This window comes from Raoultella sp. T31, from assembly GCF_002806725.1.
Lineage (GTDB): Bacteria > Pseudomonadota > Gammaproteobacteria > Enterobacterales > Enterobacteriaceae > Klebsiella > Klebsiella electrica.
Genome location: NZ_PIBO01000006.1, coordinates 91,950 through 116,580, shown reverse-complemented (window position 1 = coordinate 116,580; position 24,631 = coordinate 91,950). Strand labels below are relative to the sequence as shown.

The following is a 24,631-nucleotide window of genomic DNA, read 5'->3' as shown; positions in this document are numbered from 1 at the left end:
TTAAATACCTGACTAAAACAGTCAAGTAAATAGTTGACCAAATTACTCGGGAATGTCAGACTTGCCCTTGCTATGCAATACCCATATTAATAAAAAGCCCGGGCAGGGGCGAGTTTGAGGTTAAGTAAGACATGAGACTGACATCTAAAGGGCGTTATGCTGTGACCGCGATGCTGGACGTTGCGCTCAACTCTGAATCGGGCCCGGTTCCGTTGGCTGATATTTCTGAACGTCAGGGGATCTCGCTGTCCTATCTGGAACAGCTGTTTTCCCGTCTGCGTAAAAATGGTCTGGTATCCAGCGTACGTGGCCCAGGCGGCGGTTATTTGTTAGGTAAAGAAGCGGGCAGCATCGCCGTAGGCGAAGTGATCAGCGCAGTAGACGAATCGGTTGACGCGACCCGTTGTCAGGGTAAAGGCGGCTGCCAGGGCGGCGATAAATGCCTGACCCACGCGCTGTGGCGTGACCTGAGCGAACGTCTGACCAGCTTCCTGAACAATATCACCCTGGGTGAACTGGTGAATAACCAAGAAATTCTCGATGTTTCAGGTCGTCAGCATAGCCATGAATCCCAGCGCAATACCCGCACTCAGGACGCCATTGACGTCAAGCTGCGTGCGTAACTCGTCCTGTTTCAGCTTGCGGCATCGCTGCGGCAGGCTGAAAGGGTCAGAGTAAAACGATAAAAAAGAGATTTCAGAATCAGGCCGGAATGTTGCGACATCCCGTGTCCCCGGTCGTACATCAAGCCGGTTGCCTGGTTCCTTGCATTGAGTGATGTACGGAGTTAAAGAGCAATGAAATTACCGATTTACCTCGATTACTCCGCAACAACGCCGGTGGATCCGCGTGTTGCCGAGAAAATGATGCAGTTCCTGACCCTGGACGGGACCTTTGGTAACCCGGCCTCTCGTTCACACCGTTTCGGTTGGCAGGCTGAAGAGGCGGTTGATATCGCCCGTAATCAGATTGCTGAACTGGTCGGCGCCGATCCGCGTGAAATCGTCTTTACCTCCGGTGCAACGGAATCCGACAACCTGGCGATTAAAGGTGCAGCCAACTTTTATCAGAAAAAAGGCAAGCACATTATCACCAGCAAAACCGAGCACAAAGCGGTTCTGGATACCTGTCGCCAGCTGGAGCGTGAAGGTTTCGACGTCACCTACCTGGCGCCGCAGCGCAACGGGATTATCGATCTGAAAGAGCTGGAAGCCACGATGCGTGACGACACCATCCTGGTCTCCATCATGCACGTCAACAACGAAATCGGCGTGGTGCAGGATATCGCCACCATCGGCGAACTGTGCCGCGCGCGTGGCATCATTTACCACGTTGACGCCACCCAGAGCGTGGGCAAACTGCCTATCGATCTGAGCCAGCTGAAAGTTGACCTGATGTCCTTCTCCGGTCACAAAATTTATGGTCCTAAAGGTATCGGCGCACTGTACGTTCGTCGCAAACCGCGTATCCGCATTGAAGCGCAGATGCACGGCGGCGGTCACGAGCGCGGCATGCGTTCCGGTACTCTGCCAGTCCACCAGATCGTCGGTATGGGTGAAGCTTACCGTATCGCCAAAGAAGAGATGGAAACCGAGATGGCGCGTCTGCGCGGTCTGCGTAACCGTCTGTGGGACGGCGTAAAAGATATGGAAGAGGTTTACCTCAACGGCGACCTCGAGCAGGGCGCGCCGAACATTCTCAACGTCAGCTTCAACTATGTTGAAGGCGAGTCGCTGATTATGGCGCTGAAAGACCTGGCCGTTTCCTCCGGTTCTGCTTGCACCTCCGCAAGCCTTGAGCCGTCCTATGTGCTTCGCGCACTGGGCATGACTGACGAACTGGCACACAGTTCTATCCGTTTCTCTTTAGGTCGATTCACTACCGAAGAAGAGATTGACTACACCATTGATCTGGTTCGTAAATCCATCGGCCGTCTGCGCGATCTTTCTCCGCTGTGGGATATGTTCAAGCAGGGCGTGGATCTGAACAGCATCGAATGGTCACATCATTAATCGGTAGGGTATAAGGAGAATTCATCATGGCATACAGCGAAAAAGTTATCGATCATTACGAGAATCCGCGCAACGTCGGCTCTTTTGACAACAGCGACGACAGCGTCGGCAGCGGCATGGTTGGCGCACCGGCGTGCGGCGACGTGATGAAGTTGCAGATTAAAGTCAACAATGAAGGTATCATTGAAGACGCGCGCTTCAAGACCTATGGTTGCGGTTCTGCTATCGCCTCCAGCTCCCTGGTGACCGAATGGGTGAAAGGGAAATCCCTAGACGAAGCTCAGGCTATCAAGAACACCGATATCGCCGATGAACTGGAACTGCCGCCGGTGAAAATTCACTGCTCGATCCTGGCGGAAGACGCGATTAAAGCCGCGATTGCGGATTATAAAAGCAAACGTGAAGCGAAATAATTAAGAGGTTATTGTATGTCGATTACTCTTAGCGACAGCGCAGCGTCGCGAGTTAATTCCTTCCTGGCCAACCGCGGCAAAGGCTTCGGTCTGCGCCTGGGTGTCCGCACTTCGGGCTGCTCAGGTATGGCCTACGTGCTGGAATTTGTTGACGAGCCGGCGGCAGAAGACACCGTGTTTGAAGATAAAGGCGTCAAGGTAGTGATCGACGGCAAAAGCCTGCAGTTCCTCGACGGCACTCAGCTGGACTTCGTCAAAGAAGGCCTGAACGAAGGGTTTAAATTCACTAACCCGAATGTCAAAGATGAGTGCGGTTGCGGCGAAAGCTTTAACGTATAATCCCGCCACTATCCGACGTGTTTCAGGCCGCATCAGGGCGGTAAACGCGTGAATCCCGGGGGCTGACAGCAGTCGGCCCTGTGGGTAAACGACGACAGCCCACGCAGAGGCGGCCCGGCATGCACGGGTAGAGGACCCCACCGCGGTGAACCGTGAGTGGGGTTTGCTTTATCTCGTTAACCCTGAGGTTACTATGGACTATTTCACCCTCTTCGGGTTACCGGTCAGTTATACCCTTTCGCAAGAACAGCTGGCTGTCCGGTACCAGGATTTGCAGCGCCAGTATCATCCCGACAAGTTCGCCAGCGCGAGCGCGGCCGAACAGCTCGCCTCCGTGCAGCAATCCGCCACGATCAATCAGGCGTGGCAAACGCTCCGTCACCCGCTGACCCGCGCCGAATATCTCCTTTCGCTCCACGGCTATGACTTAGCCAGCGAGCAGCACACCGTGCGCGATACCGCCTTCCTGATGGAACAGCTGGAGCTGCGCGAAGAGCTGGATGAGATTGAAAAAGCGCAGGATGAAGAACGTCTGGCGGCATTTATTAAACGCGTGAAGGGGATGTACGACGTTCGTCATCAGCAGGTTGTCGAACAATTAAATAGCGAGACGTGGGACGCGGCGGCGGATACCGTGCGTAAACTGCGTTTTCTCGATAAACTTCAGAGCGTTGCAGAACAACTCGAAGAAAAGCTGCTCGATTTTTAATTTTCGGAAGCAATTATGGCCTTATTACAAATTAGTGAGCCTGGTCTGAGTGCCGCGCCGCACCAGCGTCGTCTGGCGGCGGGGATTGACCTGGGCACCACCAATTCGCTGGTCGCTACCGTGCGTAGCGGTCAGGCCGAAACTCTGCCCGACCATCAGGGGCGCTACCTGCTGCCTTCCGTGGTGAACTACCATGAATCTGGCCTGAGCGTCGGCTACGACGCCCGACACAATGCGGCCCTCGACCCGGTTAACACCATCAGCTCCGTAAAACGGATGATGGGGCGCTCGCTGGCCGATATCCAGACGCGTTACCCCCATTTGCCTTACCAGCTGCAGGCCAGCGAAAATGGTCTGCCGATGATTCAGACCGCCGGCGGTTTGCTCAACCCGGTTCGCGTTTCCGCCGACATCCTGAAGGCTCTGGCTGCCCGGGCAACGGAAGCCCTGTCCGGCGAACTCGACGGCGTGGTGATTACCGTCCCGGCCTACTTTGACGACGCCCAGCGCCAGGGCACCAAAGACGCCGCCCGTCTGGCCGGTCTGCACGTACTGCGCCTGTTGAACGAGCCGACCGCCGCGGCCATTGCCTACGGCCTCGATTCCGGCCAGGAAGGGGTGATCGCGGTTTACGATCTTGGCGGCGGCACCTTTGATATTTCGGTGCTGCGCTTAAGCCGCGGCGTCTTTGAGGTGCTGGCGACCGGCGGCGATTCCGCGCTGGGCGGCGATGACTTTGACCATCTGCTGGCGGATTATCTGCGTGAACAGGCGGGGCTGAGCGATCGTCGCGACAACCGCCTGCAGCGCGAACTGCTGGATGCAGCGATTGCGGCGAAAATCGCCCTCAGCGATGCCGATTCGATCAGCGTCAACGTTGACGGCTGGCAAGGCGATATTACCCGTGACCAGTTTAACGAGCTGATTGCGCCGCTGGTGAAACGCACGCTGTTAGCCTGCCGTCGCGCGCTGAAAGATGCGGGCGTGGCGGCGCAAGAGGTGCTGGAAGTGGTCATGGTCGGCGGTTCAACCCGCGTGCCGCTGGTTCGTGAGCGCGTCGGTGAGTTCTTTGGCCGCACGCCGCTGACCACCATCGATCCGGACAAAGTGGTGGCCATTGGCGCCGCGATTCAGGCCGATATTCTGGTGGGCAACAAACCGGATAGCGAACTTCTGCTGCTCGATGTTATTCCGCTCTCTTTAGGGCTGGAGACGATGGGCGGTCTGGTGGAGAAAGTGATCCCGCGCAACACCACGATTCCGGTGGCGCGTGCGCAGGAGTTCACCACCTTTAAAGATGGCCAGACGGCGATGTCTATCCACGTCATGCAGGGCGAGCGCGAACTGGTGCAGGATTGCCGTTCGCTGGCGCGCTTTGCGCTGCGCGGTATCCCGGCGCTACCGGCGGGCGGAGCGCACATTCGCGTTACCTTCCAGGTCGACGCCGATGGCCTGCTGAGCGTCACCGCGATGGAGAAATCGACCGGCGTCGAAGCCTCCATTCAGGTCAAGCCCTCCTACGGCCTGACCGACAGCGAAATCGCCACCATGATTAAAGATTCGATGAGTCACGCCGAACAGGATATCAAGGCGCGGATGCTGGCTGAGCAAAAAGTCGAAGCCGCGCGCGTTCTTGAGAGCCTGGAAAGTGCGCTGGCCGCCGATGCCGCGCTGCTAAGCGCCGCAGAACGTCAGGCTATCGATGAAGCGACGGCGCAGCTGCGTGCGGTTGCCGCAGGCGATGACGCCGACGCGATTAAAGATGCGATTAAAAATACAGACACACAAACCCAGGAATTTGCCGCACGCCGCATGGACCAGTCGGTCCGTACTGCGCTGAAAGGCCAATCCGTGGACGAGGTTTAATATGCCAAAGATTGTTTTTCTGCCCCATCAGGACCTGTGCCCGGATGGCGTAGTTGTGGAAGCTGAGATCGGTGAGACCATTCTGGATGCTGCTCTGCGCAGCGGCATTGAGATTGAACACGCCTGCGAAAAATCCTGTGCCTGCACCACCTGCCACTGCATCGTGCGTGAAGGTTTTGACTCGCTGGCCGAAAGTACCGAAGATGAAGATGATATGCTGGATAAGGCCTGGGGGCTGGAGCCCGACAGCCGTCTGAGCTGCCAGGCGCGCGTGACCCACGATGATCTGGTCGTCGAGATCCCGCGTTATACTATCAACCACGCACGCGAGCATTAATATGGGACTGAAATGGACCGATAGTCGTGAAATTGGCGAAGCGCTGTATGACGCCTTCCCGGATCTCGACCCGAAAACCGTGCGCTTCACCGATATGCATCAGTGGATTTGCGAGCTGGAAGAGTTTGATGATAATCCGACCGCATCCAATGAAAAAATTCTGGAGGCGATTCTGCTAGTCTGGTTAGATGAAGCAGAATAATTTCCGCAACATGCTTCACGCCGCAGATGCGTGGGTCGTGGTTGCTCACTCCCGCCGCACAGTTTGAGTCCGGGGAATGAGCGGCTGAGTGCCTTCTCCTCAGTGTGAATCAGCGGAAAAATAATATGGGCTGCCTTTTGGCGGCCCTTTTGCCAAATGCGGCTCCTTTGCCAAATAAGGATAAAGATAAAATGACCGAAGCCATGAAGATTACGCTGACGACCCAACCTGCCGACGTGCGCTGGGGAGAAAAAGCGGCTTACAGCATTAATAATGACGGCATCACCCTGCATCTGAACGGTAAAGACGATCTCGGTTTGATTCAGCGCGCGGCGCGTAAAGTCGACGGGATGGGGATCAAGCACGTCGCGCTGAGCGGCGAAGGCTGGGATACCGACCGCGCGTGGGCATTCTGGGCCGGCTACAAAGGGCCGAAAGGCAGCCGCAAGGTGGAATGGCCGGCGCTGGATGACGCGCAGAAAAGCGAGCTGGACAATCGCCTGACGATTATTGACTGGGTGCGGGACACCATTAACGCGCCGGCGGAAGAGCTCGGCCCGGAACAGCTGGCTCAGCGCGCGGTCGATCTGCTGTGCGGCGTCGCCTGCGACAACGTGACTTACCGTATTACAAAAGGCGAAGACCTGCGCGAGCAAGGCTATCTTGGCCTGCATACCGTTGGCCGTGGCTCCGAGCGTCCTCCGGTGCTGCTGGCGCTGGATTACAACCCAACCGGCGATAAAGAAGCCCCGGTGTACGCTTGCCTGGTCGGGAAAGGCATCACCTTCGATTCCGGCGGCTACAGCATCAAACAAAGCGCGTTTATGGATTCGATGAAATCCGATATGGGCGGCGCGGCAACGGTTACCGGCGCGCTGGCGTTCGCGATTACCCGCGGCCTGAACAAACGCGTGAAGCTGTATCTGTGCTGTGCAGACAACCTGATCAGCGGTAACGCCTTTAAACTGGGCGACATTATTCGCTATCGCAATGGCAAGACCGTGGAAATCATGAACACCGATGCCGAAGGCCGCCTGGTGCTGGCGGATGGCCTGATTGACGCCTCGGCGCAGAAACCTGAACTGATCATCGATGCTGCCACCCTGACCGGGGCGGCGAAAACCGCGCTCGGCAACGACTACCACGCGCTGTTCAGCTTTGATGACCCGCTGGCTAACCGCCTGCTGGCGAGTGCGCAGGCGGAAAATGAAGCCTTCTGGCGCCTGCCGCTGGCCGAGTTCCACCGCGGTCAACTGCCGTCTAACTTCGCCGAACTGAACAACACCGGCAGCGCGGCCTATCCGGCTGGTGCCAGCACCGCAGCCGGTTTCCTGTCGCATTTCGTTGAAAATTATCATCAGGGCTGGCTGCACATCGACTGCTCGGCGACCTATCGTAAAGCGGCGGTTGAGCAGTGGTCTGCTGGCGCTACCGGCCTCGGCGTGCGTACCATAGCGAATTTGCTGACGGCCGAGTAATCTTTTTTTGCCGGGTGGCGCTACGCTTACCCGGCCTACAGAACCCGTAGGCCCGCGCAAGCGTAGCGCCGCCGGGCAATTGTGAAGTAGCCAAACTATGTCCGAAACTAAAAATGAATTAGAAACCCTGCTGGAAAAGGCGGCGACCGAGCCGGGCCACCGCCCGGCATTTTTCCGTACGCTGCTGGAGTCCACCGTGTGGGTTCCGGGAGCGGCGGCGGAAGGCGAGCAGATTGTCGAAGAGAGTGCCGTCGATCTGCAGCACTGGGAGAAAGACGATGGCGCCTCGGTGATTCCGTTTTTCACTTCTCTGGAAGCGCTGCAGCAGGCGGTTGAAGATGAACAATCGTTTGTGGTGATGCCGGCACGGACGCTGTTTGCGATGACGCTCGGCGAAACGCTGTTCCTCAATGCAAAGCTGGCAACCGGTAAAGAGTTTATGCCCAATGAGATCCGCCATCTGCTGGGGGAAGAGGGCAGCCCGCTCAGCACGCAAACCGTGCTCGAAGGCGGCGAGTCTCTGCTGTTGTCTGAAGTCGCCGAGCCGCCGGCGCAGATGATTGACTCGTTGACCACGCTGTTTAAAACGTTGAAGACCGTCAGGCGGGCGTTTCTTTGCTCGATTAAAGATAGCGCTGATGCGCCGGCAAACCTGCTGATCGGTATTGAAGCCGAAGGTGATATCGCAGAGGTTATCCAGGCGACCGGCAGCGTGGCGACCGATACGTTACCTGGCGATGAGCCGATTGATATCTGTCAGGTGGTGGAAGGCGAGAAGGGGATCAGCCATTTTATGATTGCCCATATCACGCCATTTTATGAAAAGCGCTGGGGCAGTTTCCTGCGCGACTTTAAACAGAACCGCATTATTTAACTCTTTCCCGGGTAGCGGCTGTGCCTTACCCGGGCTACGGTTTAGTGCCCTGGTGTAGCCGTTACCTGGCGATGAGCCGATTGATATCTGTCAGGTGGTGGAAGGCAAGAAGGGGAGCAGCCATTTTATGATTGCCCATATCACGCCATTTTATGAAAAGCGCTGGGGCAGTTTCCTGCGCGACTTTAAACAGAACCGCATTATTTAACTTTTTCCCGGGTAGCGGCTATGCCTTACCCGGGCTACGGTTTAGTGCCCTGGTGTAGCCCGGATAAGGCGGTACGCCGCAATCCGGGAATGTTCACGGTTACTGCGCCGGTTCGATGGGCAAATCCGTGCGGGCGCCCCATTCGCTCCACGAGCCGTCGTACAGGCACACGCCGTTAACGCCGAGCGTGGTCAACGCCAGCACCACCACCGCCGCCGTGACGCCGGAGCCGCAGCTGGCGATAATCGGTCGCTCGAAATTCACGCCCTGGCGAATGAAAATCTCATTCAGCTCATCCACGGTTTTCAGTTCGCCGTTAATCACCAGATCGCTCCACGGCACGTTAAGCGCGCCGGGAATATGGCCACGACGTAGCCCCGGACGCGGTTCATCCGCCTGACCATTAAAACGCGCGGCCGGACGCGCATCGACGATCTGCGCCGATCCCTCATGGCTGACCAGCAGCACATCGGTCAGCCGTTTGATCACCTGCGGATCGAAGCGTCCGTCAAATTCGCCTTCCGCAATATCGGCAACGCCCTGTTCGAGTGGCAGTTCATCGCGCTGCCAGCCGGCCAGGCCGCCGGCGAGAATCGAGACATTTTCGACGCCAAAGGTGCGCAGCATCCACCAGGCGCGCGGGGCGGAGAAGAGATTGCCTTCATCGTAAACCACCAGATGTTTATCGCTGCAGACCCCCAGCTCGCGCATTGCGACGGCGAAGGCTTCCGCTCGCGGCATCATGTGCGGCAGCGGGCTGGTATGGTCGGAGAGCGCTTCAATATCGAAAAATACGGCGTTGGGAATATGGCCCGCGCGATATTCCGCATCCATATCGCGCAGGGCTTCCTGGCCTGCTGGCGCCATTCGCGCATCGATAATCTGAATTTCCGGGTCATCAATATGTTCCGCTAACCAGTCAGCGGCGACGAAAAACGAGGTAGACATGGAGACTCCGTTTTATTATTCATCAATCAATGAATTGTCGACGTTTTCTCGGTGCCTGACAAGTTATGGAGGACGAAGTTGCGACGCGGTCATGGAGGATAAAATAGTGATAGTCAGATTCTGGCAGGGTGGCTGTTGGTAATTCCAGCGTTAGCACATAATAATGAGTTCACTACAGGCACTGGCTGTTTTGGCCAAGGGGTTAAAGGATGAAACCATTTCGTTTAGCGGCGCTGTCGCTGGCGCTATTGACGGCACTCTCTCTCAGCGGATGCGATGACAGCGGTAAACCGCAGGCCGTCTCGCCAGCCGACTCTTCCACTGCGCAAACCGGCGCGACAAAACCGGACAGCGCGCAGCTGGCGGCGCTGGCGGAAAAAAGCAAAGGTAAAGCGCTGACGCTGCTGGACGCCTCGGAACTCCAGCTGGACGGCGCGGCGGCGATGGTGCTCACCTTCTCTGTACCGCTTAATCCCGATCAGGATTTCTCACGCAGCGTGCATCTTGTCGATAAAAAAAGCGGCAAGGTGGATGGCGCCTGGGAACTGTCGCCGGATCTGAAAGCGCTGCGGCTACGCCATCTTGAGCCGAAACGCGAACTGATTGTCACCGTTGACCCGACGCTGAGTGCGCTGAACGCGGCGACCTTTGATAGCCATTTTGAAAAAACCATTACCACCCGCGATATTGCCCCGAGCGTCGGTTTCGCCAGCCGCGGCTCGCTGCTTCCGGGCAAAGTGATTGCCGGACTGCCGGTCATGGCGCTCAACGTCGACAATGTTGACGTCAACTTTTTCCGTATCAAGCCGGAGTCGCTGTCCGCTTTCGTCAGCCAGTGGGAATACCGTAACTCATTGAGTAACTGGGAGTCTGACGAGCTGTTGAAAATGGCCGATCTGGTCTATACCGGGCGTTTCGATCTCAATCCGGCGCGCAACACGCGGGAGAAACTGCTGCTGCCGCTGGCCGATATTAAGCCGTTGCAGCAGCCGGGTGTCTACGTTGCGGTGATGAACCCGGCGGGGCGCTACAGCTATAGCAACGCCGCGACGCTGTTTACGCTAAGCGATATCGGCGTATCGGCGCACCGTTATCACAACCGGCTGGATGTCTTTACCCAGAGCCTGGAGGACGGTGCGGCGCAATCCGGTATCGATGTGCTGTTGCTGAATGCGAAAGGGCAAACCCTCGCCGAGGCGAAAAGCGACGGCCAGGGTCATGTGACTCTGCAAACTAATGATAAAGACGCGGCGCTGCTGCTGGCGCGAAAAGACGGGCAGACCACCCTGCTGGATCTCAAACTTCCCGCCCTGGATCTGGCCGAGTTCTCGATTGCCGGCGCCCCGGGATTCAGCAAGCAGTTCTTTATGTTTGGTCCGCGCGATCTGTATCGCCCGGGAGAAACGGTCATCCTTAACGCGCTGCTTCGTGACGGCGACGGCAAGCCGCTGGCCGAGCAGCCGGTGAAATTCGACGTGGTGCAGCCGGACGGGCAGGTGATCCGCTCGCTGGTCAGCAAACCGGTCAATGGTCTGTATCAGTTTACCTGGCCGCTTGATAGCGGGGCACCGACCGGGATGTGGCATATCCGCGCCAGTACCGGCGACAATCAGCCGCGCGAGTGGGATTTCCACGTTGAAGATTTTATGCCTGAGCGGATGGCGCTGAATCTTACGCCGCAAAACGCGCCGCTGGCCACGGATGCCGATGTGCACTTCGGCGTCGTCGGCGCCTATCTGTATGGCGCCCCGGCCAGCGGCAATCAGCTACAGGGGAAACTGTTCCTGCGCCCGCTGCGCGATGCGGTTGCGGCGCTGCCGGGCTTCCAGTTTGGTGATATTGCCGAAGAAAACCTCTCCCGCAGCCTGGATGAAGTCCAGACGACGTTGGATGAAAAAGGCCATGCCGACGTCACCACCGCCAGCCAGTGGCAGGATAGCCATTCGCCGCTGCAGGTGGTTTTACAGGCCAGCCTGCTGGAATCAGGCGGCCGACCGGTTACCCGCACCGTGCAGCAGCCGATCTGGCCTGCCGATACGCTGCCAGGCATTCGCCCGGAGTTTGCCCTCAAAGAGGTCTACGACTATCGCACCGACACAACGGTGAAACAGCCGGTGGTGGATGAAAACAGCACCGCGGCGTTTGAGATTGTTTATGCCGATGCCAAAGGCGAGAAAAAAGCGGTCTCCGGGCTACAGGTGCGGCTGATTCGCGAGCGCCGCGACTACTACTGGAACTGGTCTGACAGCGAAGGCTGGCAGTCGCAGTTCGATCAAAAAGATCTGCAGGAAGGCGAACAATCTCTGGATCTGCAGGCCGGACAAACGGCGAAAGTGAGTTTCCCGGTGGAATGGGGCTCCTACCGCCTGGAAGTGAAAGGCCCCGATGACGTCATCAGCAGCGTGCGCTTCTGGGCGGGCTACAGCTGGCAGGATAACAGCGATGGCACAGGCGCAGCGCGTCCGGATCGGGTCACCATGAAGCTGGACAAAGCCGCCTATAAACCCGGCGATACCATCAAACTGCATATCGCCGCCCCGGCGGCGGGGAAAGGCTATGCGATGGTGGAATCGAGCGAAGGGCCGCTGTGGTGGCAGGAAATTGACGTCCCGGCGAATGGCATGGAGTTGTCGATTCCGGTCGATAAAACCTGGAACCGTCACGATCTCTACCTCAGCACCCTGGTGATTCGCCCCGGAGATAAATCCCGCTCGGCGACGCCGAAACGGGCGGTTGGCCTGCTGCACCTGCCGCTGGGCGATGAAAACCGGCGCCTGACGCTGGCGCTGGATGCTCCACAAAAAATGCGCCCGAATCAGCCGCTGACGGTGAAAATCAAAGCCAGCGTGGCGCAGGGGGAAGTGCCGAAACAGGTCAATGTGCTGCTCTCCGCCGTAGACAGCGGGGTGCTGAACATCACCGATTACGCCACTCCGGATCCGTGGGATGCCTTCTTTGGTCAGAAACGTTACGGCGCGGATATTTATGATATCTACGGTCAGGTGATTGAAGGGCAGGGGCGTCTCGCCAGCCTGCGTTTCGGCGGCGACGGCGACGAACTCAAACGCGGCGGAAAACCGCCGGTTAACCACGTCACGATTATTGCCCAGCAGGCGCAGCCGGTGGTACTTGATGAGCGTGGCGAAGGGGCGGTGACGCTGCCGATTGGCGATTTCAACGGCGAACTGCGGGTGATGGCGCAGGCGTGGACCGCCGATGATTTTGGCAGCAGCGACGAGAAAGTGGTGGTGGCCGCGCCGGTGATTGCCGATCTGAATACGCCGCGCTTCCTTGCCAGCGGCGACGCAACCCGACTGGCGCTGGATCTGCGTAATCTCACCGACAAGCCGCAAACGCTGAATGTCGCGCTGAGCGCCAGCGGTTTGCTGCAGCTCGATGGCGCGGCCATTCCTCCGCTACAGCTGGCACCCGGCGCGCGCAGCACGCTGTTTGTCCCGGTGAGCGCCCGCGATGGCTTCGGCGATGGTCAGGTGAACGCCACGATTACCGGCGTGACCCTGCCGGGCGAGACCTTCACCCCGATGCGCAAACAGTGGAAAATTGGCGTGCGCCCGGCCTTCCCGGCGCAGACCGTGAATAGCGGCGTGGTGCTGCAACCGGGGGAAAGCTGGCAGGCGCCTGTCGGGCAAACGCAGGGCTTCTCACCGGCGACGCTGCAGGGGCAACTGGTGTTCAGCGGGAAGCCGCCGCTAAATCTCGCCCGCTACATTCGCGACCTGAAAGCCTATCCTTATGGCTGCCTGGAGCAGACCGCCAGCGGACTGTTCCCGTCGCTTTACACCAATGCCGCGCAGCTCAAAGCATTGGGTATCGTCGGCGACAGCGATGAAAAACGTCGTGCGGCGGTGGACATCGGTATTTCCCGACTGCTGCATATGCAGCGTGACGATGGCGGATTCGCCCTGTGGGACAAAGAAGGGCCGGAAGAGTACTGGCTGACCGCTTATGCCATGGATTTCCTCGTGAGAGCAGGCGAGCAGGGCTATAGCGTACCGGCTCAGGCGATGAATAACGGTAACCAGCGCCTGCTGCGCTATCTGCAGGAACCGGGGCTGATGACCGTTCGTTACAGCGATGACGCGGCGGCCAGCCGTTTCGCCGCTCAGGCCTATGCGGCCCTGGTGCTGGCCCGTCAGCAAAAAGCGCCCCTTGGCGCCCTACGCGAAATCTGGAGCCGCCATGAGCAGGCGCGTTCTGGCCTGCCTCTGCTGCAACTGGGTATCGCCCTCAAAGCGATGGGCGATGCGCCGCGCGCTGAGCAGGCGTTGACGCTGGCGATGAGCACGCCGCGTCAGGATACGGATCGCTGGCTGGGCGATTATGGTAGCGCGCTGCGCGACGATGCGCTGAAGCTGGCCCTACTGGAGGAGAACCAACTGCTGCCGGATGCGCAGAACACCCTACTGAGCAACCTCGCGGAAGAGGCCTACGGTCAGCGCTGGCTTTCAACCCAGGAGACTAACGCGCTGTTCCTGGCCGGCCGGACATTACAGGATTTACCCGGCAACTGGCAGGCGCAAACGTCGCTACAGGCGCAGCCGCTCTCGGCGGATAAAGCGCAGACCCGCAACCTGAGCGCTGAACAACTGGCCTCCCTGCAGGTCAGCAATACCGGCGATCGACCGCTCTGGCTGCGTCTTGACAGCAGCGGATACCCGCTCGCTGCGCCGCAGGCCACGGGGAACGTTCTGGGTATTGAACGTCAAATCTTTGACACCCGCGGTCAGCAGAAATCGCTGACCTCGCTGCGTAGCGGCGAGCTGGTGCTGGTGAAGCTGGAGGTCACCGCCAAACGCAACGTTCCGGATGCGCTGGTGGTGGACCTGCTGCCGGCGGGACTGGAGCTGGAAAACCAGAACCTGGCGAACAGCAGCGCCAGCCTGCAGGAGAACGGCGACGCGGTGCAGAACCTGCTTAGCCAGATGCAGCAGGCGGATATTCAACATATCGAGTTCCGTGACGATCGCTTCGTCGCCGCCGTGGCGATTAACGAAGGGCAGCCGGTGACGCTGGTGTACCTGGCGCGCGCGGTCACGCCGGGAACATATCAGGTTCCGCAGCCGCAGGTGGAGTCGATGTATATTCCGCAGTGGCGGGCGACCGGCGCGGCCAGCGGCCCGCTGACTGTTACCCCGTAAATGCGGGCGTTGCGACAGGTAAAACGCCGCTGGCGCTGGCTGGCGGCGTTGATCGTGATGCTATGGCTGGCGGTGCTGGCGGCGGATCGTCTGTGGCCGTTACCGCTGCAGGAGGTGGCACCGGCCCGGGTGGTGGTCGCGGAAGATGGCACGCCGCTGTGGCGCTTTGCCGATCAGCAGGGCGTCTGGCGCTATCCGGTCGCTCTCAATGATGTGTCGCCGCGCTATCTGCAGGCGCTGATCCAGTATGAAGATCGCTGGTTCTGGCGGCATCCGGGCGTAAATCCGTTTGCGGTTTTTCGCGCGGCCTGGCAGGACCTGACCGCCGGGCGAGTCATCTCCGGCGGCAGCACCCTGACCATGCAGGTTGCGAGGCTGCTCGATCCTCATCCCCGCACCTTCGGCGGCAAGCTGCGCCAGCTCTGGCGCGCGCTGCAGCTGGAATGGCATTTATCAAAAAGCGAGATCCTGACGCTGTATCTTAACCGCGCTCCCTTTGGCGGGACGCTGCAGGGGATTGGTGCTGCCAGCTGGGCCTATCTCGGCAAACCCCCCGCGCAACTCAGCTATGGCGAAGCGGCGCTGCTGGCCGTGCTGCCGCAGGCGCCAAGTCGTTTACGTCCCGATCGCTGGCCGCAGCGGGCTCAGGCCGCGCGGGATAAAGTCCTGGCGCGGATGCGCAGCCAGGGCGTCTGGCCCGCTAAGGCGGTACAGGAAGCGATTGAAGAACCGGTATGGTTGTTTCCACGACAGATGCCGCAGCTGGCGCCGCTTTTTTCCCGGCGGATACTGGCGAGCAGCCGCAAAGAGAAAGTGGTGACGACGCTCGATGCCGGGCTCCAGCGGCAGCTGGAAGATCTGGCGCTCAACTGGAAATCGCGCCTGCCGCCGCGCAGCTCGCTGGCGATGGTGGTTGTTGACCATACCAATATGAAAGTGCGGGGCTGGGTCGGTTCGGCGGATATTTCCGACGATAGCCGCTTCGGGCATATCGATATGGTCTCGGCGGTTCGTTCGCCGGGGTCGGTTTTAAAACCGTTTGTCTACGGTATGGCGCTGGATGACGGGCTTATTCATCCGGCCTCTTTATTACAGGATGTGCCGCGCCGTTTTAGCGACTACCGTCCCGGAAATTTTGACAGCGGTTTTCATGGCCCGGTCAGCGCCAGCGAAGCGCTGGTGCGTTCGCTGAACCTTCCGGCGGTTCAGGTGCTTGAAGCCTACGGGCCGAAGCGCTTCGCCGCCACCTTACGCAATGCCGGTTTGCCGCTGATATTACCGACCGGTGCGGAACCCAACCTGTCGCTGATCCTCGGCGGGGCGGGGACAAAGCTGGAAGATATCGTGGCCGGATACAGCGCCTTCGCCCGTCATGGCAAGGTCGCGCGATTGCGGATGACACCGGACGCCCCGCTGGTGGAAAGACCACTGTTGTCGCCGGGCGCGGCATGGATAATCCGGCGAATTCTGGCGGGCGAAGCCCAGCCGGTACCGGATGCTTCGTTGGTGCAGGTGGTTCCGCTGGCGTGGAAAACCGGCACCAGCTACGGCTATCGCGATGCCTGGGCCATTGGCGTCAATGCCCGCTACCTGATCGGCATCTGGACCGGGCGGCCTGACGGCACTCCGGTGGTGGGGCAGTTTGGGTTTGCCAGCGCGGTACCTCTGCTGAACCAGGTCAATAATATGCTGCTGGCGCGCCCGGCCACGGGACGTGGCGGTCTGCCTACCGACCCGCGTCCGCAGACGGTCAGCGCGGCAACGATCTGCTGGCCTGGCGGGCAGAATCTGGCGCCAGGCGATAGTAACTGCCGACGTCGACTGGCGACATGGCTGCTGGATGACAGCCAGCCGCCGACGCTGCTGTTGCCGGGCCAGGAAGAGGGGCGCGGTATTCGCTTCCCTGTCTGGTTAGATGGGCAGGGGCGGCGGGTGGCGGCGGATTGTCCCGGCGCCGTGCGGAAGATAATCGATGTCTGGCCGCTGCCGCTGGAGCCCTGGCTGCCCCCTGCGGAGCGGCGCGCTGCCCGTTCAGGCCCGGTTTCGCCGGACTGCCCGCCGCCGCAGGCGACGGACGTGGCACCACTGGTGCTGTCGGGCGTGCGTGAGGGGGCGGTGATTAAACGTTTACCGGGAACGACGCGGGTCATGCTGGCGCTGCAGACCACCGGTGGCGAAGGGCGGCGCTGGTGGTTTCTCAATGGTGAGCCACAGACCGCCGCCGGTGCCAGTGCGACGCTGCCGCTGGAGCGGCCCGACCGTTATCAACTGGTGGTCATGGACGAGAGTGGCCAGGTGGCGACGGCGAATTTTACGCTGCAATAGCGCGAAATGCCCAATCCCCTGTTTTATGTGTTGCTAAAGCTCGTCTTATTTTAACAAAATGTTACCTTCATCCATAGGCAGCGCCGGTGTTGCTCATTATAATGCGCGCCAGGCCATACGATCGTATGCGCAACAACAGAACATTTTATTAGAGGTAATCATGGCTATTGAACGTACTTTTTCCATCATCAAACCAAACGCGGTGGCAAAAAACGTTATTGGCGGCATCTTTTCCCGCTTTGAAGCAGCAGGGTTCAAAATCGTCGGCACCAAAATGCTGCACCTGACCGTTGAACAGGCTCGCGGTTTCTACGCTGAGCACGAAGGTCGCCCGTTCTTCGACGGCCTGGTTGAGTTCATGACTTCCGGCCCGATCGTGGTCTCCGTTCTGGAAGGCGAAAACGCCGTTCAGCGTCACCGTGACCTGCTGGGCGCAACCAACCCGGACAACGCGCTGGCAGGCACTCTGCGCGCAGACTACGCCGACAGCTTCACCGAGAACGGCACCCACGGTTCCGATTCCGTTGAGTCTGCGGCTCGCGAAATCGCGTTCTTCTTTGCAGAAGGCGAGGTTTGCCCGCGCACTCGCTAATCTCCTGCGTCTTTCAGGCCACTGCTTTGTTGGCGTCATTCGCACACCCCGGGAACATAGCTATCTATGTTCCCGGGGATTTGCGAACTTGCCGCCTCGCCGTGACCTGAAATACTTTGGAGAGTCTGGTCCTCGTCTTTTCGACAATCGAAAAGCCATAGAGGATTAAGTACGCAGTAACAGATTTTTTCATCATTGCCGCGTGCAAACGTGGTATTGATGCAGCAGAATTTGTACAATGCAGCGCCCCTGGACGAGCACTCGTTCATAGGGGCGTTTCTTTTTTTCAACCCTCCTGGGGCCATAACGTGTAACAACGAGGCCGGAATAGATTATGTCTGAACATATTGTCACACCTGATACCGCCGCTCTGACGGTGCCGAACAACGATGCCAAAATCAACCTGCTGGACCTGAACCGTCAGCAGATGCGCGAGTTTTTCAAAAACATGGGTGAAAAACCCTTCCGCGCCGATCAGGTGATGAAATGGATGTATCACTATTGCAGCGACAACTTTGATGATATGACCGATATCAACAAGGTGCTGCGCAACAAGCTGAAGGAAGTCGCGGAGATCCGCGCCCCGGAAGTCGTTGAGGAGCAGCGCTCCAGCGACGGGACCATTAAATGGGCGATTGCCGTTGGCGATCAGCGCGTGGAAACGGTTTATATTCCGGAAGACGATCGTGCGACGCTGTGCGTTTCGTCGCAGGTAGGATGCGCATTAGAGTGTAAATTCTGTTCGACGGCGCAGCAGGGCTTTAACCGCAATCTGCGGGTTTCAGAAATTATCGGCCAGGTATGGCGCGCGGCGAAAATCGTCGGTGCGGCCAAAATTACCGGTCAACGTCCGATCACCAACGTGGTGATGATGGGGATGGGCGAGCCGCTGCTGAACCTGACTAACGTCGTCCCGGCGATGGAAATCATGCTGGACGATTTCGGTTTTGGCCTGTCGAAACGTCGCGTGACGCTTTCTACTTCAGGCGTGGTCCCGGCGCTGGATAAGCTCGGCGATATGATAGACGTGGCGCTGGCGATTTCCCTGCACGCGCCTAACGATACAATTCGTGATGAAATCGTACCGATCAACAAGAAATATAACATTGAGACCTTCCTGAATTCGGTCCGCGGCTATATTTCGAAGTCCAACGCCAACCAGGGTCGCGTCACCATTGAGTACGTCATGCTCGATCACGTCAACGATGGTACCGAGCATGCCCATGAACTGGCGGCGCTGTTAAAAGATACGCCGTGCAAGATCAACCTGATTCCCTGGAACCCGTTCCCGGGGGCGCCGTATGGCCGCAGCTCCAACAGCCGTATCGACCGTTTCTCCAAGGTGCTGATGGAATATGGCTTTACCACTATCGTGCGTAAAACGCGCGGCGATGACATTGACGCCGCCTGTGGGCAGTTGGCCGGCGACGTTATCGACCGGACCAAACGTACGCTGCGTAAACGCATGCAGGGCGAAGCCATTGATGTGAAGACGGTCTGATAAATGACGCAGCGCATGGCATGAAGCATGCGCTGCGGATTTATGCCTAATCGCCAGGCGAAATACGCTGATTCGGGCAATAATTACGGTGCGTTTTTGTCGACTTTGAGGCAGTATGTAGCGGCACTACAACCGCTTAGCATTCAATATTGATAAGTATCTGTGATAGTGGGTCATACGGACTTATACTTTTCGTATGACGTTTAGCAGATGTTTCGCGGCGCGGGTTTAACCGGCGCTGAACTTTAAATTCACGTACCAGTAGTTGTCGAATGAACACTGAAGCCACTCAAGACCATCAACAAGCAAATACGACGGGCGCGCGTCTACGTCACGCCCGTGAACAACTCGGACTCAGCCAGCAAGCGGTGGCGGAGCGCTTATGCCTGAAAGTTTCCACGGTTCGTGATATTGAAGACGACAAGGCGCCTGCCGACCTGGCCTCAACATTCCTGCGCGGTTACATCCGCTCCTATGCGCGCCTTGTGCACATTCCGGAAGATGAACTGCTGCCAATGATGGCAAAACAGGCCCCGATTCGTGCGGCGAAAGTCGCGCCGATGCAGAGCTTCTCGCTGGGAAAACGCCGTAAAAAGCGTGACGGCTGGCTGATGAGTTTCACCTGGCTGGTGCTGTTTGTGGTCATTGGCCTCAGCGGCGCCTGGTGGTGGCAAGACCATAAGGCCCAGCAGGAAGAGATTACCTCGATGGCCGACCAGTCAAGCGCTGAGCTGAATGCGGGCGACAGCAGCCAGAGTATTCCGTTGGATACCGGTGCCAGCAACACGGCGCCGGACAGCACCGCCAACAGCGCCAACAGCGCCAACAGCGCGCCGGTTGATACCACAACTGCACCGACGGCCTCTACCCAGGCACCGGTTAATAATAACGCCGTTGTGGCACCGTCTCAGGCGAATGTGGATAGCGCGCCGGCTGCCGCTACGCCGACTTCTCCACTGCCAACCGCTCCGGCTAACGCAGCCGCTACGGCCGCTGCGGCCCAGGATTTGGTCCTGAATTTCTCTGCCGACTGCTGGCTGGAAGTGAGCGATGCCACCGGCAAGAAACTGTTCAGCGGTTTGCAACGTAAAGGCGGTAATCTGAACCTGAGCGGTCAGGCGCCTTATAAACTGAAAATTGGTGCGCCGGCAGCGGTACAGATTCAGTATCTGGGTAAACCCGTCGATTTAAGTCGTTTTATCAGAACTAACCAGGTTGCGCGTCTGACCCTTAATGCCGAAACATCACCGGCGCAGTAACAGACGGGTAACGCGGGAGATTTTTCATGCATAACCAGGCTCCGATTCAACGTAGAAAATCAAAACGTATTTACGTTGGGAATGTGCCGATTGGCGATGGCGCGCCCATCGCCGTACAGTCGATGACCAATACTCGCACCACCGATGTGGCTGCGACGGTAAACCAAATCAAAGCCTTAGAGCGCGTTGGCGCGGATATCGTCCGCGTCTCCGTTCCGACGATGGATGCGGCGGAAGCGTTCAGGCTCATCAAGCAGCAGGTCAACGTCCCGCTGGTCGCCGATATCCACTTTGACTACCGTATCGCCCTGAAAGTGGCGGAGTACGGTGTGGACTGTCTGCGTATCAACCCGGGTAACATCGGTAACGAAGAACGTATCCGCATGGTGGTTGATTGCGCCCGCGATAAAAATATTCCTATCCGTATCGGCGTTAACGCCGGTTCGCTGGAAAAAGATCTGCAGGAAAAATACGGCGAACCTACGCCGCAGGCGCTGCTGGAATCCGCTATGCGCCATGTCGATCATCTCGATCGTCTCAACTTCGAACAGTTCAAAGTCAGCGTAAAAGCGTCGGATGTGTTTCTTGCCGTCGAGTCCTATCGCCTGCTGGCGAAGCAGATCGATCAGCCGCTGCACCTTGGGATCACTGAAGCCGGCGGCGCGCGTAGCGGCGCGGTGAAATCGGCGATCGGTCTGGGGCTGCTGCTGTCTGAAGGGATCGGCGATACCCTGCGCGTTTCCCTGGCGGCGGATCCGGTGGAAGAGATCAAGGTGGGTTTCGACATTCTGAAATCCCTGCGCATCCGCGCCCGCGGGATCAACTTCATCGCTTGCCCGACCTGTTCGCGTCAGGAGTTCGATGTGATCGGCACCGTGAACGCGCTGGAGCAGCGTCTGGAAGACATCATTACGCCTATGGACATTTCGATTATCGGCTGCGTGGTGAACGGTCCGGGCGAAGCGCTGGTTTCGACGCTTGGCGTGACCGGCGGCAATAAAAAAAGCGGCCTCTATGAAGATGGCGTGCGTAAAGACAGGCTGGACAACGACGATATGATCGATCAGCTGGAAGCGCGAATCCGTGCGAAAGCCTCGATGCTTGATGAAGCGCGTCGCATCAATGTTCAGCAGGTTGAAGAGAAATAATCCGGGGCGGTGTATCACTTCCCGTGTATGATTGAACCCGCAGACGCGCGGCGTCGGGGTTCATTTTTGTATATAGATAAAGAGAATAAACGTGGCAAAGAACATTCAAGCCATCCGTGGCATGAACGATTATCTGCCGGGCGAGACCGCTCTCTGGCAGCGCATTGAAGGCTCACTGAAACAGGTGCTCGGCAGCTACGGTTACAGCGAAATCCGTTTGCCGATTGTAGAGCAGACCCCGTTATTCAAACGCGCGATCGGCGAAGTGACCGACGTGGTTGAAAAAGAGATGTACACCTTTGAGGACCGCAATGGCGACAGCCTGACGCTGCGTCCGGAAGGGACGGCGGGCTGCGTACGTGCCGGCATCGAACATGGTCTGCTGTACAATCAAGAACAGCGTCTGTGGTACGTCGGGCCGATGTTCCGCCACGAACGTCCGCAGAAAGGACGCTATCGCCAGTTCCATCAGATGGGTGTTGAAGTCTTTGGCCTGCAGGGCCCGGATATCGATGCCGAGCTGATCATGCTGACCGCCCGCTGGTGGCGTGAGCTGGGTATCGCTGACCACGTTGCGCTGGAGCTGAACTCCATCGGTTCGCTGGAAGCGCGCGCGACCTACCGCGATGCGCTGGTCGCCTATCTTGAGCAGTTTAAAGATAAGCTCGACGAAGACTGCAAACGCCGCATGTATACCAACCCGCTGCGCGTCCTGGATTCCAAAAACCCGGAAGTGCAGGCGCTGCTCAACGACGCGCCTGCGCTGGGCGACTATCTGGATGAAGACTCCAAAGCGCATTTCGCCGGGCTGTGTGCCCTGCTGGACGATGCCGGTATTCGCTATACCGTCAACCAGCGTCTGGTGCGCGGGCTGGATTATTATAACCGTACCGTGTTTGAGTGGGTCACCAGCAGCCTCGGTTCCCAGGGAACGGTCTGTGCCGGTGGTCGTTATGATGGTCTGGTAGAGCAACTGGGCGGGCGTGCGACGCCGGCCGTAGGCTTCGCGATGGGGCTGGAGCGTCTTGTTTTACTGGTTCAGGCGGTCAATCCGGAATTTAAAGCCGATCCTGTTGTCGATATATACCTGGTGGCTTCCGGAACCGATACCCAGTCTGCAGCGATGCGTCTGGCTGAGCGGGTTCGCGATGAGCTGCCCGGCGCTAAGCTGATGACCAACCACGGCGGCGGCAACTTTAAGAAACAGTTTGCCCGCGCGGATAAATGGGGCGCTCGCGTTGCTCTGGTGGTCGGTGAATCAGAAATTGCTGACGGAAACGTGGTAGTGAAGGATTTACGCTCAGGTGAGCAAACTACCGTAACGCAGGATAGCGTTGCTGCGCATTTGCGCGCACTTCTGGGGTAATCTCCCGGGAATCATTAGTCAGGAGAAGGACTGCGTGGAAACGTATAACAACGAAAACGATCAGGTCGATGCGCTCAAGCGTTTCTTTGCCGAAAATGGCAAGGCGCTGGCCGTCGGTGTGATTTTAGGGATTGGCGCGTTGGTTGGCTGGCGCTACTGGAGCTCTCATCAGCAGGATACGGCGAGAGAATCCTCTTTAGCCTATGAAAACGCCATTTCCGCGCTCAAATCAAACACGCCGGAAGCGCTGAGCTCGGCGGAAAAGTTTGCTGCCGATAGCAAAAACAGCTACGGCGCGTTTGCTTCTCTGGAGCTGGCCCAGCGTTTTGTCGATAACAACGATCTGCAAAATGCCGAAAAGCAGCTTCAGCAGGGCCTGGCCGCCGCGTCGGATGATAACCTGAAGTCGGTTATCAATATGCGTCTTGCGCGTGTGCAGCTACAGCTGAAAAAACCTGATGAAGCGCTGAAAACCCTTGATGGTATTAAAGGTGAAGGCTGGGTCGCTATTGTCGCCGATCTCCGTGGTGAGATTCTGCTCAACAAAGGCGATAAGCAAGGCGCTCGCGCGGCCTGGGAAGCGGGTGTGAAAAGCGATGCTTCACCTGCGCTCAGCGAAATGATGCGTATGAAAATAAATAATCTGTCCATCTGAGAGGGACTCGATGCAATTGCGTAAATTACTTTTGCCAGGGCTGCTTTCCGTTACCTTATTAAGCGGTTGTTCGTTGTTTAACAGCGAAGAAGATGTGGTGAAAATGTCACCGCTGCCGACGGTGGAAAATCAGTTTACGCCGTCCACGTCCTGGAGTACCTCTGTTGGCGATGGTATCGGCGATTTCTATTCTAACCTGCATCCGGCTTTTGCCGACGGCGTCGTCTATGCGGCCGATCGTAAGGGTACCGTCAAAGCGCTGAACGCTGCCGACGGCAAAGAGGTGTGGTCGGTTAACTTGGCTGAAAAAGACGGCTGGTTCTCTCGCACGCCTGCGCTACTCTCTGGCGGCGTCACCGTTTCCGGCGGCCATGTCTATATCGGCAGCGAAAAAGCGCAGCTGTTCGCCCTGAATACCAGCGATGGTAGCGTGGCGTGGCAGGCTCGCGTTGCGGGTGAAGCGATTTCTCGTCCGGTCGTCAGCGACGGCATGGTTCTGGTGCACACCAGTAACGGTCAGCTGCAGGCGCTGAGTGAAGCGGATGGGGCGGTTAAGTGGACCGTTAACCTGGATATGCCGGCGCTGTCTCTGCGCGGTGAATCCGCCCCGGCGACCGCCTATGGCGCAGCCATCGTTGGCGGTGATAACGGTCGCGTGAGCGCCGTGTTGATGCAGCAAGGGCAGATTATCTGGCAGCAGCGTATCTCCCAGGCGACCGGACCGACGGAAATCGATCGTCTGAATGACGTCGATACGACCCCGGTTATCGTCAACGGTGTGGCATACACGCTGGCGTATAACGGCAACCTGACCGCGCTGGATCTGCGCAGCGGCCAGATCATGTGGAAACGTGAGCTGGGTTCCGTGAATGACTTTATCGTTGACGGCAACCGTATCTACCTCGTCGATCAGAATGACCGCATCCTGGCGCTCTCCACCGAAGGTGGCGTGACGCTGTGGACGCAGAGCGATCTGCTGCATCGCCTGCTGACCGCGCCGGTGTTGTATAATGGCAACCTGGTGGTCGGTGATAGCGAAGGCTATATGCACTGGGTGAACCCGGAAGATGGTCACTTTGTGGCCCAGCAGAAAGTGGATAGCTCCGGCTTCCGTACCGACGCGGTAGTAGCCGATGGTCGACTGCTGATCCAGGCAACCGACGGCACGCTGTATTCAATTACGCGTTAGTCGTGGCGGCTTACCCGCGGCTCTTGAGTTTCTTCGCGACGACTGGCAACG

At 58.2% G+C, this 24,631-nt stretch carries 20 protein-coding genes and 1 pseudogene; 20 read left to right on the top strand and 1 reads right to left on the bottom strand.

The features are described from left to right. The first annotated feature begins 131 nt into the window (after positions 1 to 131). The 11 genes and pseudogenes from iscR to CWM52_RS06280 all read left to right on the top strand — a co-directional run. Positions 132 to 623 carry a Fe-S cluster assembly transcriptional regulator IscR gene (gene iscR / locus CWM52_RS06330; protein WP_041146727.1) on the top strand — a complete coding sequence of 164 codons (492 nt, stop codon included), beginning with the start codon at positions 132 to 134 and terminating at the stop codon, positions 621 to 623. A 174-nt stretch (positions 624 to 797) separates the two neighbouring features. Then, on the top strand, positions 798 to 2,012 hold the full coding sequence (gene iscS / locus CWM52_RS06325; protein WP_100683323.1) for a cysteine desulfurase: 1,215 nt from the start codon (positions 798 to 800) through the stop codon (positions 2,010 to 2,012). Between the two features lie 26 nt (positions 2,013 to 2,038). Beyond that, positions 2,039 to 2,425 carry a Fe-S cluster assembly scaffold IscU gene (iscU, locus tag CWM52_RS06320; RefSeq protein ID WP_004866383.1) on the top strand — a complete coding sequence of 129 codons (387 nt, stop codon included), beginning with the start codon at positions 2,039 to 2,041 and terminating at the stop codon, positions 2,423 to 2,425. Positions 2,426 to 2,440: 15 nt separating this feature from the next. Beyond that, complete coding sequence (gene iscA, locus CWM52_RS06315; protein ID WP_004866380.1) at positions 2,441 to 2,764, top strand: iron-sulfur cluster assembly protein IscA; 324 nt, start codon at positions 2,441 to 2,443, stop codon at positions 2,762 to 2,764. Between the two features lie 193 nt (positions 2,765 to 2,957). After that, a complete protein-coding gene (gene hscB / locus CWM52_RS06310; RefSeq protein ID WP_100683322.1) occupies positions 2,958 to 3,473 on the top strand; it encodes a co-chaperone HscB in 516 nt (171 codons plus the stop codon). A gap of 15 nt (positions 3,474 to 3,488) precedes the next feature. Further along, positions 3,489 to 5,339: a Fe-S protein assembly chaperone HscA gene (gene hscA, locus CWM52_RS06305; protein WP_100683321.1), complete on the top strand. Its 1,851-nt coding sequence runs from the start codon at positions 3,489 to 3,491 to the stop codon at positions 5,337 to 5,339. 1 nt (position 5,340) lies between these two features. Next, positions 5,341 to 5,676: an ISC system 2Fe-2S type ferredoxin gene (fdx, locus tag CWM52_RS06300; RefSeq protein WP_004866372.1), complete on the top strand. Its 336-nt coding sequence runs from the start codon at positions 5,341 to 5,343 to the stop codon at positions 5,674 to 5,676. A 1-nt stretch (position 5,677) separates the two neighbouring features. Next, complete coding sequence (gene iscX, locus CWM52_RS06295; protein ID WP_100683320.1) at positions 5,678 to 5,878, top strand: Fe-S cluster assembly protein IscX; 201 nt, start codon at positions 5,678 to 5,680, stop codon at positions 5,876 to 5,878. A gap of 191 nt (positions 5,879 to 6,069) precedes the next feature. Beyond that, positions 6,070 to 7,356 carry an aminopeptidase PepB gene (gene pepB, locus CWM52_RS06290; protein WP_100683319.1) on the top strand — a complete coding sequence of 429 codons (1,287 nt, stop codon included), beginning with the start codon at positions 6,070 to 6,072 and terminating at the stop codon, positions 7,354 to 7,356. Between the two features lie 97 nt (positions 7,357 to 7,453). After that, on the top strand, positions 7,454 to 8,230 hold the full coding sequence (gene sseB / locus CWM52_RS06285) for an enhanced serine sensitivity protein SseB (protein ID WP_100683318.1): 777 nt from the start codon (positions 7,454 to 7,456) through the stop codon (positions 8,228 to 8,230). 76 nt (positions 8,231 to 8,306) lie between these two features. Next, a pseudogene (locus CWM52_RS06280) lies at positions 8,307 to 8,438 on the top strand (enhanced serine sensitivity protein SseB); the annotation flags it as partial. 99 nt (positions 8,439 to 8,537) lie between these two features. On the opposite strand, the gene sseA reads toward CWM52_RS06280, so the two are convergent. Beyond that, entirely contained in the window at positions 8,538 to 9,386 is an 849-nt protein-coding gene (gene sseA / locus CWM52_RS06275; RefSeq protein WP_100683317.1) for a 3-mercaptopyruvate sulfurtransferase, read from the bottom strand. A gap of 209 nt (positions 9,387 to 9,595) precedes the next feature. On the opposite strand from sseA, the gene CWM52_RS06270 reads away from it, so the two are divergent. The 9 genes from CWM52_RS06270 (at position 9,596) to bamB (ending at position 24,580) form a co-directional block, all read left to right on the top strand. Next, on the top strand, positions 9,596 to 14,545 hold the full coding sequence (locus tag CWM52_RS06270) for an alpha-2-macroglobulin family protein (protein WP_100683316.1): 4,950 nt from the start codon (positions 9,596 to 9,598) through the stop codon (positions 14,543 to 14,545). Beyond that, complete coding sequence (gene pbpC, locus CWM52_RS06265) at positions 14,546 to 16,870, top strand: peptidoglycan glycosyltransferase PbpC (protein WP_100683315.1); 2,325 nt, start codon at positions 14,546 to 14,548, stop codon at positions 16,868 to 16,870. A 160-nt stretch (positions 16,871 to 17,030) separates the two neighbouring features. Beyond that, positions 17,031 to 17,462, top strand: a complete 432-nt coding sequence (gene ndk, locus CWM52_RS06260; RefSeq protein WP_100683314.1) for a nucleoside-diphosphate kinase — start codon at positions 17,031 to 17,033, stop codon at positions 17,460 to 17,462. Between the two features lie 334 nt (positions 17,463 to 17,796). Beyond that, a complete protein-coding gene (locus CWM52_RS06255; RefSeq protein WP_100683313.1) occupies positions 17,797 to 18,963 on the top strand; it encodes a bifunctional tRNA (adenosine(37)-C2)-methyltransferase TrmG/ribosomal RNA large subunit methyltransferase RlmN in 1,167 nt (388 codons plus the stop codon). Between the two features lie 272 nt (positions 18,964 to 19,235). Then, entirely contained in the window at positions 19,236 to 20,222 is a 987-nt protein-coding gene (rodZ, locus tag CWM52_RS06250; RefSeq protein ID WP_100683312.1) for a cytoskeleton protein RodZ, read from the top strand. A gap of 26 nt (positions 20,223 to 20,248) precedes the next feature. Next, positions 20,249 to 21,370 carry a flavodoxin-dependent (E)-4-hydroxy-3-methylbut-2-enyl-diphosphate synthase gene (ispG, locus tag CWM52_RS06245; RefSeq protein ID WP_100683311.1) on the top strand — a complete coding sequence of 374 codons (1,122 nt, stop codon included), beginning with the start codon at positions 20,249 to 20,251 and terminating at the stop codon, positions 21,368 to 21,370. 91 nt (positions 21,371 to 21,461) lie between these two features. After that, positions 21,462 to 22,736, top strand: a complete 1,275-nt coding sequence (gene hisS / locus CWM52_RS06240) for a histidine--tRNA ligase (RefSeq protein ID WP_100683310.1) — start codon at positions 21,462 to 21,464, stop codon at positions 22,734 to 22,736. Positions 22,737 to 22,770: 34 nt separating this feature from the next. Beyond that, complete coding sequence (locus CWM52_RS06235; protein ID WP_100683309.1) at positions 22,771 to 23,391, top strand: YfgM family protein; 621 nt, start codon at positions 22,771 to 22,773, stop codon at positions 23,389 to 23,391. 10 nt (positions 23,392 to 23,401) lie between these two features. Beyond that, a complete protein-coding gene (gene bamB, locus CWM52_RS06230; protein WP_100683308.1) occupies positions 23,402 to 24,580 on the top strand; it encodes an outer membrane protein assembly factor BamB in 1,179 nt (392 codons plus the stop codon). Positions 24,581 to 24,631: the final 51 nt, after the last annotated feature.